General features: G+C 66.4%; 10 protein-coding genes. 2 read left to right on the plus strand and 8 right to left on the minus strand.

The genetic code is table 11. The features are described 5' to 3' along the window. Positions 1-48 precede the first annotated feature (48 nt). Positions 49-1,569: a purine-cytosine permease family protein gene (locus QFZ36_RS14085; protein ID WP_306637490.1), complete on the minus strand. Its 1,521-nt coding sequence runs from the start codon at positions 1,567-1,569 to the stop codon at positions 49-51. A gap of 110 nt (positions 1,570-1,679) precedes the next feature. Here QFZ36_RS14085 and QFZ36_RS14090 point away from each other — a divergent pair, with 110 nt between their 5' ends. Together QFZ36_RS14090 and QFZ36_RS14095 are read left to right on the plus strand one after the other, a co-directional pair. Further along, positions 1,680-3,230 (plus strand): PucR family transcriptional regulator, encoded by a 1,551-nt coding sequence (locus QFZ36_RS14090; protein ID WP_306637491.1) that lies wholly within the window; start codon positions 1,680-1,682, stop codon positions 3,228-3,230. Positions 3,231-3,417: 187 nt separating this feature from the next. Next, positions 3,418-4,377, plus strand: coding sequence for a DUF559 domain-containing protein (locus QFZ36_RS14095; protein ID WP_306637493.1), 960 nt, complete (start codon positions 3,418-3,420; stop codon positions 4,375-4,377). Positions 4,378-4,558: 181 nt separating this feature from the next. Here the strand turns inward: QFZ36_RS14095 and purU are convergent, their stop codons facing one another. From purU to glyA, 7 genes are read right to left on the minus strand one after another with little or no spacing between them, the layout of a single operon-like run. Then, a complete protein-coding gene (gene purU / locus QFZ36_RS14100; RefSeq protein ID WP_306637495.1) occupies positions 4,559-5,455 on the minus strand; it encodes a formyltetrahydrofolate deformylase in 897 nt (298 codons plus the stop codon). A 3-nt stretch (positions 5,456-5,458) separates the two neighbouring features. Further along, complete coding sequence (locus tag QFZ36_RS14105; RefSeq protein WP_306637497.1) at positions 5,459-6,832, minus strand: L-serine ammonia-lyase; 1,374 nt, start codon at positions 6,830-6,832, stop codon at positions 5,459-5,461. Next, entirely contained in the window at positions 6,833-7,471 is a 639-nt protein-coding gene (locus tag QFZ36_RS14110; RefSeq protein WP_306637498.1) for a sarcosine oxidase subunit gamma, read from the minus strand. Further along, positions 7,464-10,406, minus strand: coding sequence for a sarcosine oxidase subunit alpha family protein (locus QFZ36_RS14115; RefSeq protein ID WP_306637500.1), 2,943 nt, complete (start codon positions 10,404-10,406; stop codon positions 7,464-7,466). The genes QFZ36_RS14110 and QFZ36_RS14115 overlap by 8 nt, the downstream gene beginning before the upstream one ends. Further along, positions 10,403-10,807 (minus strand): sarcosine oxidase subunit delta, encoded by a 405-nt coding sequence (locus QFZ36_RS14120; protein ID WP_306637502.1) that lies wholly within the window; start codon positions 10,805-10,807, stop codon positions 10,403-10,405. The genes QFZ36_RS14115 and QFZ36_RS14120 overlap by 4 nt, the downstream gene beginning before the upstream one ends. Positions 10,808-10,844: 37 nt before the next feature. Further along, complete coding sequence (locus QFZ36_RS14125; protein ID WP_142042534.1) at positions 10,845-12,065, minus strand: sarcosine oxidase subunit beta family protein; 1,221 nt, start codon at positions 12,063-12,065, stop codon at positions 10,845-10,847. Then, entirely contained in the window at positions 12,062-13,417 is a 1,356-nt protein-coding gene (gene glyA / locus QFZ36_RS14130) for a serine hydroxymethyltransferase (RefSeq protein WP_306637506.1), read from the minus strand. Before glyA ends, QFZ36_RS14125 begins: the two co-directional genes overlap by 4 nt. Positions 13,418-13,542 lie beyond the last annotated feature (125 nt).

A 13,542-nucleotide genomic window follows, 5' to 3' on the forward strand; every position in this document is an offset into this window, starting at 1 on the left:
GTTGTCCTAGCGTTGCGGCTCGGGGAGCGCGGGAATCGGGAGGCGGCGTCAGAGTGAGGCCGGCGTGCCGGGGACGGAAGCTCCGGTCAGCTCGGTGGGCAGCTGGTCTGCAGGGGCCGGGGCGGACTCAATGAATTTGCGGTGCATTCTCGGGCCCAGGATGGCGTAGCTGGCCGCGCTGGCGAGGCCGCCGGCGAGCCAGGACAGATCCCAGCCACCCAGGGCCACGGCGATGGGGCCCTGCATGGCGGGGACGAGCCCGTACATAAACAGCCAAGTGGCGAAGATGCCCACCAGGAGCGAGGTGATCCCCGCCCAGTTGACGCCTGGGAGCCGCCTGGTGCCGACGTCGTCGAACAGCCTTTCGGGATTGCCGGGCCAGCGCTTGTCGACCCAGAAGTAGTGGACCAGCATCACGCCGCCCCAAGCAGCCACCCAGGCGACGAGGCCGATGAGCCAGGCGTCGAGGACCGCTGCGAAGTCCTCCTGGAAGATGAAGAAGACGACGGCGGCCAGGGAGAAGACGCCGACGAACAGGTTGAGCTTGCGGCGGCTGATGGTGATGTCCAGCGCCTGCGTGGCCACCGAGAAGGTGTAGATGTTCAGGATGTTGGTGGCGATGGGGCCGTGCAGCACCATCAGCAGCACCGGCAGCGCCATCACGCCGAAGTTCTGGACGATGAGTTTTCCGGGGTCGATTTCGCCGCTGTTGGTGGCCAGGCTTGCACCGAGGACGCCGAGCCAGACCACCGGGATGAACTGGCCCAGGACGGAGGCCAGGTAGACCTTTTTCTTGGGGACTTCGGTGCTGACGAAGCGGGAGTAGTCGGCGGCGTAGGTGAACCAGGTGATGCCCCAGCCGATGCCGATGGCCGTCATCACGGCGCTCATGGCGGCAATCCGCTCGGATCCCTCAAGGATGTTGCCTGCCGGTCCGGCATAGCCCCAGTCGATCTTCATGCCGAACCACGCCACTGCGGACATCACGGCCAGGATGATGATGGTGGGCGGGACGGTCCACTTTTCGAAGGCTGCGATGGCCTTGTAGCCGAACCAGGCAATGGCTACCTGGGCGGCCATGATGGTGGTGGCCACCCCGATCTTCCAGCCGTAGTTGTGGGCGGTGGGATCCACCCAGCCGAGCGTGCCGAAGAGCGCCATGACCAGGTCCAGGATGATCCAGGTGTTGACCGCGCACCAGCCGATCACCAGGAGCGCCTGGATCGCTGCCGGAAGGTAGTTGCCCCGCCTGCCGAAGGCGGCCCGGGCGAGCACCATGCCGGTGGCGCCGGTCTTCTGGCCCAGCAGGACAAAGCAGCCGAAGAGCAGCATGCCGATCAGGTTGCCCAGTACCAGCACTGTCACGGTGTCCGCGAAACCCAACCCCAGGTGGATTCCGAGGGCGCCCAGCACCCAGTTGATCGGTGCGAGGTTGGCGCCGGCCCAGATCCAGAACTGGCCTGAAACCTTGTGGGTGCGCTGGGACTCGGGAATGGGCTGGAGCCAGGCTTCGACGTCTTCCGCATGGGCGGATTGCTCGATTCCTGGGCTTGTGGGTTGTTGTTGCATCGAGGCCTCTTCGTTGAGGGGGATGGGGATTCCTCAAGATTATGTGTCAGGGGCCACATCCACCATCTACAATGTGTCTTGAACTTTCCCCTTCTACACGACGGAGTGTCATGCCGGTTCGATTGGAAGATGTTCTTCGGCATTCGACGGTGGCGGCCGCCGATCCGGTGGTCCGCGCGGCCGCTAATGTTGTTCCGCAGACCCAGCTCCGGTGGATCCATTCGAGCGAGGTCATGGATATCGCGTCGCTGCTGGGTGGCGGTGAACTCCTGCTGACTGGCGGGCAGGCCCTTGCGTCCGCGTCCGATGAGCGCCGGACGGACTATATCCGGGAGCTGGCCGAGCGCGGAGTGGCGGCGCTCGCCGTCGAGACCGGAAGCGTGTTGCCCTCTATTCCTTCCTCGATGATTGCGGCTGCTGAAGAGGCGGGCCTTCCGCTGATCGAGCTGCGCAAGGTGGTTCCCTTCGTGGGCGTCATGGAGGCCATCAACTCACAGCTGGTCAGCGAGTCCGCGGCGCACTTGCAGCAGGCGGACCAGGCTAGCCATGCCATGGCCGTGGAATTGGCCCACGGTGGAAGCCTCGACCGCATTCTTGCCGTCCTGGCCGGGGCTACGGGTTCGGAGGTGGTGCTCACCTCCACTGCCGGCGTGACGCTTGCCAGCGCCGAGTCGAACGTACCGCTGGATGATTCGGAGCCGGCTCCCTCCGGTGAGGACGCGGGGGACTACTTGACGCCCATTCACGTGGAGGTGCCGGTGCGGGGGATTCCGTCTGCCCGGCTGACGCTCAATGTCCGCGGCGAAGCTGATGTGAACCTGGCGAGGATTGCCGCGAACCGGTCCGTGGACATTCTGGCCTTGGCCCTGTTGCAGCGCATGCCTCCCGGGTTGAAGGAGATGGCGGGTGCTGCCCTGATCCGGGCCATTGACTCGGGCAAGCAGAATTGGCGGCTCCAGGAACTGGCTCCCGCCGCTGGAATTCCGGTGACCGCGCAGGTGGTGGCGGTGGTGGTCCGTTCCCCTGCCTCGAAGCAGCTCCGGAAGGATGTGCAGCATCTGCTCGATCCGGGCGGGCAGCACGGCGCCAGTTATGCGGACAACGCGGAGCTCCTGGCGCTGGGCGTCCTACGTTCCGGCAACGTTCAGGACGAACGGCAGAAGATTGTGGACGGCCTGCAGTCGCTGGAAGTGCCGGAGGGAACGGTGAGCGCCGTCGGGCCTGTGGCCTCCGGCATATCATCCGCCCCTTGGTCCCTCGCCGAGGCGAGGCTCACGCTGGAGCTGGCTGCCGACGTCGTCCGTTCCAGCTCAGCGGCAACCGCACCCGGGCAGGTGCTTGATGCCCAGGCGTACGCCGTGGAACGGCTCGCCGTTCAGGCGATGGAAGAGGCTCCGCGGCGCGACTTCGTCAACCAGCAGCTGGGGGCGGTCCTTGAGCACGACGCCCTGCGGCATTCCCAGCTGCTGGAGACGCTCCGGGTCTGGCTGGACTCCGGGTGCAACACCGCCCAGGCCGCGCGGGAGCTGCACGTGGAGCGGCAATCCATGCATCAACGGCTGCAGCGGATCTTCTCCCTGTGCGGCGGAGATCCCCGCGGCACCGGCAGGCTGGCGGCCCTGCACCTGGCCACCCGCCTGGCCGCGCTCCAGCCCAAATAACCCCGGACGCTCTCTCACTTAACGCGGCCTCTCTGGGCAACCCTCTCTCACTTAAGGTGGGATTTCCGGCAACCCTCTCTCACTAAATGTGGGCTTTTGAGGTGATGCCCTCTCACCCACCGCCGCCCAACGGCAGGCCTGTGGAAAACTTCTGCAGCGTCCTGCCAGGCCAAGGCACAATGCCAGCATGCGAAAGCAGAATTTCCTGCCCCCGCCGTTGGCAGAGGCTCCTTTCACCTTCCGCTCGGCCAGGGCTTCCGGCGTCACCCTGGACAGACTTCGGCGCAAGGATGTAGTCAACGTGGGCCGCGGCCTTTACCGCCCGGCGGATTGGGACTTCGATCTGGAAGGCGCCGCCAGAGCGTTGTCCGCTGCCTCGCCCGGTGCCTGGATCTCCCATGTGACCGCGGCCCGGCTCCGGTGCCAACTGCTGCCGCCGTGGCTGGCTGATTCCACCGAACTGCATCTCAGCAAACCGCGTGCGCTGCCGTCGGTCCGCCGGAAGGGCATATTCGGGCATACCGTCCTGGCCCTTGAAGACGAGATTGAACTGGTCGACGGTATCCGGCTGAGTACTCGCTCTCGAACCTGGCTGGATATGGCGCGCGTCCTGCCGCTCCATGACCTGGTTTGCCTGGGTGATGAACTGATCCGTAACCCCCGCGTGGCTTTCGAGGGACGGATGGAGCCCTATGACACCCTGGCAGGGCTGCGTACCCTGGTGGGCCGCCACTCAAATCTCCAGGGCATCGTCCGGGCCCGCGAAGCGCTGGATCTGATGCGGGTGGGTGCCGACTCGGCCCCTGAATCACTGCTCCGGCTGGCTATCGTCAGCTCGGGCCTACCCGAACCTGAACTTCAGGCGCCACTGCGCGCGGGAGACGTGAAGTCGCCGTCGGCCGATCTCGGCTACCGTCATCGGCGCCTTGCCATCCAGTACGACGGCGGGCATCACCTTGGTGACGCGCAGATGCTCAGTGACAGGAGACGGGACAAGGCCTTCGAGTCAGCCGGTTGGACGGTTCTGGTTCTTGACAAGGACGACTTTGCTGACGGTTTCGAAGGTGCAGTGCAACGCGTCAAACGGGAACTTCGGCGAGGCTGGCTCGACCATCCGCAGGCGTCGGGGTTTGCCAGCGGCGACTGAGCGGCGGCCGGTATGTGCCTCTATGACCAAGATGACTCTTAACGCCGTGACATTCCCTCACCAAAGGTGAGAGAGCGTCACGTGAAAGCCCACATCAAGTGAGAGAGCGTCCGGATAAGACCCACATCAAGTGAGAGAGGATCGTTTGGGAAGCCGCGTTAAGTGAGAGAGCGTCCGGGGGTTAGCGGAGCACTACCGTGCGGTTGCCCTGCAGAATCACCCGGCCCTCGCAGTGCCAGCGGACGGCATTGGACAGCGCCTTGCACTCGGTGTCGCGGCCGGCGGCCACCAGGTCCTCGGGCCCGTAGGTGTGGTCCACTTCAACGGTCTGCTGCGAGATGATCGGTCCCTCATCCAGCTCGCTGTTGACGTAGTGCGCGGTGGCACCCACGGTCTTCACGCCGCGCGCGTAGGCCTGGTGGTACGGCTTGGCGCCCTTGAAGCTGGGCAGGAACGAGTGGTGGATGTTGATCGCCTTCCCGTCCAGCTTCCGCGTCAGGTTGTCGCTGAGAACCTGCATGTAGCGGGCCAGCACCACAAGCTCCACATCGAACTCGTCCACCAGCTCCAGCAGCCGGGCCTCTGCGGAAGGCTTCGTGGCAGCGGTGACCGGCACGTGGAAGAAGGGAATCCCGTGCCATTCCACCAGTGCCTGATGGTCCGTGTGGTTCGAGACTACGGCCACCACGTCCACCGGCAGCTCGCCGATGCGTGCGCGGAACAGCAGGTCGTTGAGGCAATGCCCGAACTTGGACACCATGATCAGCACCCGCCGCTTCGAACCCTGCCGCTCCAGCCGCCAGCGCATCCCGAACTTCTCGGCAACGGGACCAAAAGCGGCCCGCAGCGTGTCCGCGGTGGAGGCATCGCCGTCGGATGCAAAGTGCACCCGCATAAAGAAGTGCCCTTCGGAGCGCTCGCCGAACTGCTGGTTGTCGATGATGTCGCAGCCGTGCTCGAGCAGGAAGCCGGACACTGCGTGGACGATGCCCGGCGACTCGCTGCAGTCCAGCGTCAGGACGTGCTCCACGGTGGTGGGCGGCTGGGAAACGGGGGTTTCAGTCTGGATGGCAGTCATGGCTCAGCACTCGATTACGTTGACGGCAAGGCCTCCGCGGGAGGTTTCCTTGTACTTGGTTTTCATGTCGGCTCCTGTTTCGCGCATCGTTTTGATGGCTTTGTCGAGGGATACCTTGTGGCTGCCGTCGCCGTGCAGGGCAAGGCGCGCGGCGTTGATGGCCTTGACGCTGGCGATGGCGTTGCGCTCGATGCAGGGAATCTGCACCAGCCCGCCCACCGGGTCGCAGGTCAGGCCCAGGTTGTGTTCAATCCCCACCTCGGCGGCGTTTTCCACCTGGGCAGGCGTCCCGCCCAGCACCTCGCAGAGCCCGGCGGCCGCCATGGAGCACGCTGAACCCACTTCACCCTGGCAGCCCACCTCGGCCCCTGAGATGGAGGCGTTGATCTTGAACAGGATTCCGACGGCGGCCGCGGCCAGCAGGAAGCGGACCACCCCGTCGTCGTTGGCGCCGGGGACAAACTTGATGTAGTAGTGCAGTACCGCCGGGACGATCCCGGCCGCACCGTTGGTAGGCGCCGTGACAATGCGCCCGCCGGCGGCGTTTTCCTCGTTCACGGCCAGCGCGAACAGGTTCACCCACTCCATCGCCCGCAGCGGGTCCGTCTCACCGGTGTCCGCGGTCAGGGTCTGGAACAACGACGGCGCGCGCCGGCGGACGTTGAGCCCGCCGGGAAGGATGCCTTCCGCGGCGCAGCCGTTGTCCACGCATTCGCGCATGACGGCCCACAGCCCGAGCAGCTTCTCCCGAAGTTCCGCCTCGCTGCGCCACACCAGCTCATTGGCGAGCATGACGTCCGAGATGGACATGCCTTCGCGCTTGCAGATTTCCAGCAGCTCGTCAGCAGTGGTGAACGGGTAGGGGAGGATGGTGGCGTCGGCAACTACGCGGTCGCCGGCGTCGGCATCCCCGTCAACCACGAACCCGCCGCCAATCGAATAGAAGCTCCGTTCGCTCAGCACGGCCCCGGCGTGGTCCAGCGCTCTGAAGGTCATGCCGTTGGGGTGTGCCGGGAGGGACTTGCGCCGGTGCAGCACCACGTCCTCGTCCCAGTTGAAGTCCACACGGTGGTCCCCGCCCACCCACAGTTCGGCATCGAGGGCGGCGGCTGCCACCTGGTCGTCGGCCGTGAAGGTGTCCACGGTTTCCGGGTCCAGCCCCTTGAAGCCCAGGACCACTGCTTTGTCCGAGCCGTGGCCCCGCCCGGTAGCACCCAGCGAGCCGAAGAGCTCGGCCTGCACCCGCCTGGTGGAGCTCAGGTGTCCGTCGCCCTTGAGTCCGTCGGCGAACAGCTTCGCTGCCCGCATCGGGCCGACCGTGTGTGACGACGACGGCCCGATGCCAACGGAGAACAGGTCCAGGACGCTGAGGGCCATTTAGGGGACCTCGGGGGAGGCGTACTCCCGCATGGCGTCGAGGAGCCAGCGGCCCAGGAAATCGGCGAACGAAGCCCGCGGGAAGAGCCGGAAGCTTTCCTCGCCGGTCTTCCACAGGACCACAGGGATGTTGCCGATCTCGGTGGACAGCGCCGTGCCAGCCAACAGGGCGCGGGGGTGCAGGTCCAGTGAGCAGCCCTTTTCGAGGACTGCCCGGGACCGGGGCCCGGAGAGTTCGAAGGTAGTGCGGTTGGCGGAGAGATCCACCACCTGGCCTTCGCCGTCCGCCAAAGCTTCGCGCAGTGCCTGGATCAGGTCGCCGCCGAGGGACTCGTGGGCTTCCGTCGGTGCCACCACCAGGAACTCTTCGGGTCCGAGCCACAGTACGGACGTGTCACCGGTGCCGCTGACGCCGCCGGAGGCTGCAGGCAGGCCGCCGGTGACGGAGGCTACCCGCTGACCGGCGTCGCTGTTCCGGTCAACCCGGAGGCCCACCATGGTGAGGAACGCGATTTCGCCCAGTTCCACGGCTCCGCGGACGGAGCCGGTTTCAAACGCTGCCCTGAGCTGGGCGGCGGGGCTGACGCGGTGCGAGAGGTTGTTCTCGAACGAGGTTGCGGGTGCTGCTGTTTCAGCCATCTTTGCGGGTCCCTTCGGGGTCAAAAAGTACGGTTTCTGCGACAACAACGTCCACCAGCTGGTCGCCGGCGGCTGCAATGAGGGTCTCGCCGATCCGGTTGCGGCCGTTCTTGATCAGGGCCAGGCCGAACGACCGGCCCAGCGCTGCGCTGTGGTAGCTGGAGGTTACAAAGCCTTCCATCGGAACCGGCCCGTAGGCGGGGTTGGTGGAGCGGCCCTTTTCCACGAGCTGGGTGCCTTCGGGGAGCCTGATTCCGCCGTCCACCGGCAGGACGCTCACCAGGTGCTTGCGGTCCTCGCGCTGTCCGTCCACCCGGGCGTAGGAGCGCTTGCCGATGAAGTCCTTGGCCTTGGAGACGATCCATTCCATTCCCGCGTCCTGCGGGGTGACGGTGCCGTCGGTGTCCTGGCCAACGATCGGGTAGCCCTTTTCGGCGCGGAGCACGTGCATGGTCTCGGTGCCATAGGGGGTGATGTTGAATTCGGCCCCGGCGGCTGCCACGGCTTCCCAGGTGTTGAGGCCGTACCAGGACGGCACGTTGATCTCGTAGGCCAGTTCACCGGAGAAGGAGATCCGGCAGACCCGGGCGCGGACGCCGGAGGCGAGGGTGGTCTCGCGGAAGGTCATGAAGGGGAAGGCTTCGGCCTCCAGCCCGCCGTTGGCGGCCAGTTCCGGAGCCACCTTGGCCAGGACCTCACGGGACTTGGGCCCGACGACGGCGATGGTGCTCCACTGTTCGGTCACCGAGGTGCAGTGCACGTCCAGTTCCGGCCATTCGGTCTGCAGCCATTCCTCCAGCCAGTCCAGCACCTTGGCGGCGCCGCCGGTGGTGGTGGTCATGAAGTAGGTCTCCTCGTCCAGGCGCAGGGTCACGCCGTCGTCGAAGATCATGCCGTCAGGGGTGCACATCACGCCGTAGCGGGCGGAGCCGGGGGCGAGCTTCTTGAATGCGTTGGTGTAGATCCGGTTCAGGAACTCGCCGGCGTCCTTGCCCCGGATTTCGATCTTGCCCAGGGTAGTGGCGTCCATAAAGCCCACCGAGTCGCGGACGGCGGCGCACTCGCGCAGCACGGCCGTGTCCATGTCCTCGCCGGCCTGCGGGTAGTACCAGGGCCGCTTCCACTGCCCCACGTCCTCGAACAGGGCGCCCTTGGCGACGTGCCACGGGTGGATGGAGGTGACGCGGGCGGGGTCGAACAGCTCGCCGCGCTGGCGTCCGGCCAGTGCCGCGAACGCCACCGGAGTGAACGGTGCGCGGTAGGTGGTGGTGCCGATGTCGCCGATGCCCCGGGATGCTTCGCCGGCCGTCCGGAGTGCGGCGGCGATGACGCCGATCGCGTTGACCCCGGAGGTCTTGCCCTGGTCGTTGGCGGTGCTGATGGAGGTGTACCGCTTGATGTGCTCCACGGACCGCATGCCGGCCCCGGTGGAGCGCAGCACGTCAGCCACGGACTGGTCACGCTGGAAGTCCACGAAGTGGTGGTGCCAGTCGTCCGGGGTGCCCTGTTCCCCGGGAACCAGCCACAGCTGGCGGGTGGGGGCGGAGGCCTTCGGCTCACCCAGCGGGGAAGGCTCGACGGCGGCACTAAAGCCCGCTGCGATTGCTGCCGAGGCTCCCGCGGAAACACCCTCTTCGAGGCAGTCCTGAAGTTCGAAGCTGCCGCGGCCCGAGCCGACGGTCTGCTGGTTCGGTACTGCGGTGCTCGGCACGAAGGCGGCCAGGTCCTCGTCCCAGCGCAGCTTGCCCTGCCGCTGGGAGTGCAGGTGGACCAGCGGGCTCCAGCCGCCAGACACTGCCAGGAGGTCGCAGGCGATCTTCTCGATGCCCGAGGTGAGTTCGCCGTCGTCGTTAATGCTGCGGACGGTCACGCCAGCCAGGCGGCCGTCACTGCCGGCCGCGGTATTAGCTACGGCACTGCCGATCAGCACCCGGGTGCCGGCTTCGACGGCGGCAGCAGCCACAGCGGTGAGCTGCGGACGGGCGTCCACGACAGCGGCCACCTTGACGCCGGCGGCGCGCAGGTCAGCAACCAGGGCGTAGGCGCTGTCGTTGGTGGTGCTGACCACCACGCGCTGCCCAGCTGCCACTGCGAACCGATTCAGGTAGCTGCGGACTGCCGAGGCGAGCATGATGCCCGGCCGGTCGTTGTTCTCGAACACCAGCGGGCGTTCGTGGGCGCCGGGGGCCAGCACCACTTGGTTGGCACGGATGTGCCAAATCCGCTGGCGGGAAACACCTGAGGCGGCGGGGGAGGACAGGTGGTCGGTCCGGTTCTGGACAGCAATCACGTAGTTGGCGTCGTAGGCGCCGAAAGCGGTGGTGCGGTTCAGGACAGTCGATTCAGCACCGGAAACGAGCTCGGCTTCAACATCGGCAACCCATTCCAGGGCCGGCTTGCCTTCGATCGTCTCCGCCAGGTCGGCTGCGGTGGAGCCGGACAGGAGCGAGCCGCCCAGCTCGGGCTGGTCATCCAGCAGCATCACGCGGGCGCCGGAGCGGACCGCTTCACGGGCTGCAGCCAGGCCGGCGGGGCCGCCGCCGATCACCAGGACATCGGTGTGGACGTATTTCTTGTCGTACTCCGCACGGTCATCCGCCGGGTCCAGCTTGCCCAGGCCGTTCAGGTACTCCGCCTTCAGGCCGTCCACCAGGGTGACGGTGGTGGCGGGGAGCATGGACTCGGCCACGTGGCCCGGGAACCGGGGAGCCACCTTGACCAGGGCGTTGGACTCCTCCACCCCGGCGGACATGATGCCGCGGCGGCGGTCCTCGTAGAGGGAGTTGCCGGCGGCGACGCGGCCGTTGGCCAGCAGGGCGGACGCGAGGGTATCGCCCGGATGGCCGGTGAACTCTTCGCCATCCACGGTGAAGCGCCAGGAGATGGTGCGGTCGATGCGTCCGCCGGCGGCGAGGCGGGCGTTCTGGGAAGTCACTTGGTTGCTCCTTCCGGGGCGGTGGTGCTGGAGATGCTGGTGGTGGACGTGCCGGGAGCCGCGCTTCCGGTGGTGGTGCTGTCCGGGGCGAGGCTGGCGGTGCCGGTTTCGGCGGTCACCTTGCCTGCTGCATCCGGCCGGGGCGAACCCATGGGGTAGACGGCCTGGATCTCGTAGGTAACGGTGTCGCGGAGCATGTTGAACCACTGGCGGCAGCCGGTGCTGTGCAGCCAGCGCTCGGCGAAGGCGCCCTTGGTGTTGTCCCGGTAGAACAGGTACTCGGCCCATTCGCGGTCGTTCAGCCCGCTCGGGTTCTCCGGGTAGGGCACGTGGGCCTGGCCGCCGTAGTGGAATTCGGTCTCGTCGCGCGAGCCGCAGTTGGGGCAGGAGATGAGCAGCATGTGCGTCTTCTTTCTAAAGTGCAGTGTTCGCTGGCGGCTAGTGGGCGACGGCGGCTGCGCCGTGCTCGTCGATCAGGGCGCCGGTCTCGAAGCGCTCCAGGGCGAAGGGCTTGTTCAGCCGGTGCGGGGAGCCAGTGGCGATGTTGTGGGCGAAGGTCATGCCCGCGGCGGGGGTGGCCTTGAACCCGCCGGTGCCCCAGCCGCAGTTCACGAACATGTTCTCCACCGGGGTGTTGCCCACGATCGGCGAGGCGTCCAGCGTGGTGTCCACGATGCCGCCCCAGGTCCGGAGGACGTGCGCCCGGGCGAAGATGGGGAAGAGCTCGACGGCGGCGGCCATCTGGTGCTCGATCACGTGGAAGGACCCGCGCTGGCCATAGCCGTTGTAGGAGTCCACGCCGGCGCCCATCACCAGTTCGCCCTTGTGGGCCTGGGAGACGTACACGTGCACGTGGTTGGACATCACCACCGTGGGGTGGACGGGTTCGTGGAGTTCGGAGACCAGCGCCTGCAGCGGGTGGGACTGGATGGGGAGCCGGAAGCCGGCCATTTCGGCCAGGACGGAGCTGTGGCCGGCGGCGGCGAGGCCCACCTTTTCGGTGTTGATGGTGCCGCGGTTGGTCTTGACGCCCACCACGCGGTTGCCGTCCTTGACGAAGCCGGTGACTTCGCAGTTCTGGATGATGTCCACGCCCAGCTCGTCGCACTTGCGGGCGAAGGCCCAGGCCACGTGGTCGTGCTTGGCGATGCCGGCGCGGGGCTGGTACGTGGCGCCCATGACGGGGTAGCGGATATTGTCGCTGATGTTCAGGATGGGGCAGAGTTCCTTGACCTGCTTGGGGTCAAGCCATTCAGCGTCCACGCCGTTGAGCTTGTTGGCTCCCACGCGGCGCATGCTCTCGCGGACGTCCCCCAGCGTGTGGGCGAGGTTCATCACGCCGCGCTGGCTGAAGAGGAAGTCGTACTCGAGCTCCTCCGGCAGGATCTCCCAGAGCTTGAGGGCGTGCTCGTAGATGGCCGCGCTCTCGTCCCAGAGGTAGTTGGAACGGATGATGGTGGTGTTCCGGGCCATGTTGCCGCCGGCCAGCCAGCCCTTTTCCAGCACGGCGATGTTGGTCATGCCGTGGTTCTTCGCCAGGAAGTAGGCCGTGGCCAGGCCGTGCCCGCCACCGCCCACGATCACGGCGTCGTAGGAGGACTTGGGCTCCGGGTTGCGCCAGAGGAAGTCCGGGTGCTCGGGGAGGAGGTCTGCACTCACTGGGCTGCTCCGATCAGGTCTGCTTCGAGGGCGGCAACTTCGGTGCCGTCGTTCAGGTGGGGGTAAAGGGGAAACTGCCCGGCCAGGGCAGTGACGCGGCCGCGGAGTTCGACGGCGGTGCTGTCATCCAAGGTGCCGGTGCCGTTGGTGCCGGTGCCGGCAGCGGCGATGAGCGCCGTCGCGATGATGTCCGCAACCTCAGCGAATTCCGTGGCGCCGAAGCCGCGGGTGGCGAGGGCGGGGGTGCCGATCCGGAGTCCGGAGGAGACCATCGGCGGGCGGGGGTCGAAGGGGACGGCGTTGCGGTTCACGGTGATGCCGATCCGGTGCAGGGCGTCTTCGGCCTGCTGCCCGTCCAGCTCAGAGTTGCGGAGGTCCACGAGGACCAGGTGGACGTCGGTGCCGCCGTTGACCACGGAGATTCCTGCCGCGGCAACGTCGTCGCGGAGGAGCCGTTCGGCGAGGAGCTTGGATCCCTGCAGGACGCGTTCCTGGCGTTCCTTGAATTCGGGGCTGCCGGCGAGCTTGAAGGCTACGGCCTTGGCGGCGATGACGTGCTCCAGCGGGCCGCCCTGCTGGCCGGGGAAGACTGCGCTGTTGATCTTCTTGCCGTACTGCTCCTTGGCAAGGATGACGCCGCCGCGCGGTCCGCCAAGGGTTTTGTGCGTGGTGGTGGTGACAACGTCCGCGTAGGGGACCGGGTTGGGGTGCAGCCCTGCGGCCACGAGTCCAGCAAAGTGCGCCATGTCCACCATCAGGTAGGCGCCCACCAGGTCCGCGATGCGGCGGAACTCGGCGAAGTCCAGCTGACGGGAGTACGCGGACCAGCCGGCCACGATCAACTTCGGACGGTGTTCGAGGGCCAGTGCTTCCACCTCGGCCATATCGATCCGCAGGTCCGATTCGCTCACGTGGTAGGGGACCACGTTGTAGAGCTTGCCGGAGAAGTTGATCTTCATGCCGTGCGTCAGGTGTCCGCCGTGAGCCAGGCTCAGGCCCATGATGGTGTCGCCCGGGTTCAGCAGGGCGAACATGGCGGCGGCGTTGGCCTGGGCGCCGGAGTGCGGCTGGACGTTGGCGAACTCCGCGCCGAACAGTGCCTTCACCCGGTCGATGGCCAGTTGCTCCACCACGTCAACGTGCTCGCAGCCGCCGTAGTAGCGCTTGCCCGGGTAGCCCTCGGCGTACTTGTTGGTGAGGACCGAACCCTGCGCCTCCATAACGGCGGACGGGGCGAAATTCTCGGAGGCGATCATTTCCAGCGTGGACTGCTGGCGCACCAGTTCATGTGCGATTGCGTGCTGGACCTCGGGATCGACTACGGAAAGTCGCTCGTTCAACTGCTCAACCACGGATGCTCCTTTGAAATACCACTTGTTCATTGACTGATATATCAGTGTGAGATCAATGGTATGATTGGCATCACAGCAGAGTCAATAGCTGGACAGAAAGCGGCGTAAAGCTACCGTTTCGAATC

The organism is Pseudarthrobacter siccitolerans, assembly GCF_030823375.1.
GTDB classification, from domain to species: domain Bacteria; phylum Actinomycetota; class Actinomycetes; order Actinomycetales; family Micrococcaceae; genus Arthrobacter; species Arthrobacter siccitolerans_A.